This window comes from Streptomyces sp. NPDC030820 (assembly GCF_055572075.1).
In genome coordinates, this window is record NZ_JBVIEB010000045.1 from 1 (window position 1) to 1,489 (window position 1,489).

The 1,489-nt window shown below is 69.6% G+C and carries 2 protein-coding genes; both read left to right on the forward strand.

Going from position 1 to position 1,489, the window contains the following annotated elements; translation table 11 throughout:
* Nucleotides 1-369 (forward strand): potassium-transporting ATPase subunit KdpA (locus ACZ418_RS42860; RefSeq protein WP_468374306.1); only part of this gene is annotated, 369 nt, incomplete at its 5' end.
* A gap of 32 nt (nucleotides 370-401) precedes the next feature.
* Nucleotides 402-1,489, forward strand: a 1,088-nt coding sequence (locus tag ACZ418_RS42865) for an HAD-IC family P-type ATPase (RefSeq protein WP_468374309.1), incomplete at its 3' end; no start/stop codon positions are given.

Sequence of the window (1,489 nt, forward strand, 5' to 3'; positions counted from 1 at the left end):
ATGGCTCTGCCGACCCCGCCGCACTCGATGCTCAACTCCGGTGCGCACGGGTTCTCCGAGGTGCTGTACGCGTTCACGTCGGCCTCGAACAACAACGGTTCGGCCTTCGCCGGTCTGAACGCGAACACCGACTGGTTCAACACCATGACCGGGCTCGCCATGCTGCTGGGGCGCTTCCTGCCGATGGTGTTCGTGCTGGCGCTGGCCGGCTCGCTCGCCGAGCAGAAGCCCATCCCGGTCACCGCCGGCACGCTGCGCACCGAGAAGCCGCTGTTCACCGGTCTGCTGGTGGGCGCGATCCTGATCATCACCGGTCTCACGTACTTCCCTGCCCTCGCGCTGGGCCCGCTCGCGGAAGGACTGGCGTGATGACCACCCGCACAGAGAAGTCAGAGGACTCCATGTCCACAGCCACCCCCACCAGGGCGCCGCACAGCGACGTCCCCACCGGGCACAAGCCGGCCGAGGGCCGTGTCGGCGCGGGCCTCTTCGACCCCAAGGCGCTGGTCAAGTCGTTGCCGGACGCGTTCCGCAAGCTCGACCCGCGGGTGATGGTCAAGTCGCCCGTGATGTTCGTGGTGTGGATCGGCTCCGTGCTCACCACGGTGTTCTCCGTCAAGGACCCGGCCGACTGGTTCGGCTGGACCATCAGCGCCTGGCTGTGGCTGACGGTGGTCTTCGCCAACCTGGCGGAGGCGGTCGCCGAGGGCCGCGGCAAGGCGCAGGCGGACACCCTGCGCAAGGCCAAGACCGACACCGTGGCCCGGCGGCTGCTCAAGGACGGCTCCGAGGAGCAGGTCCCGGGCACCGCGCTGACCGTCGGCGACCTGGTGGTCTGCGAGGCCGGTGACGTCATCCCCGGCGACGGCGATGTCGTCGAGGGTGTCGCCTCGGTCGACGAGTCGGCCATCACCGGCGAGTCCGCCCCGGTCATCCGGGAGTCCGGCGGTGACCGCAGCGCCGTCACGGGCGGTACGAAGGTGCTGTCCGACCGGATCGTCATCAAGATCACGACGAAGCCGGGCGAGACCTTCATCGACCGGATGATCAACCTGGTCGAGGGCGCGGCCCGGCAGAAGACGCCCAACGAGATCGCGCTGAACATCCTGCTCGCCTCGCTGACCATCGTCTTCCTGCTGGCCTGTGCCACGCTGCCGCCGTTCGCGGACTACGCGGGCACGCACCTGACCATGGTCGTGCTGGTGGCCCTGCTGGTCTGTCTGATCCCGACCACGATCGGCGCCCTGCTGTCCGCGATCGGCATCGCCGGCATGGACCGGCTGGTGCAGCGCAATGTGCTCGCCATGTCGGGCCGCGCGGTCGAGGCCGCCGGTGACGTCTCCACCCTGCTGCTGGACAAGACCGGCACCATCACCCTCGGCAACCGGCAGGCCGCCGAGTTCGTCCCGGTCAAGGGCACCACCGAGGCCGAGGTCGCCGACGCGGCCCAGCTGTCCTCGCTGGCCGACGAGACGCCCGAGGGCCGCTC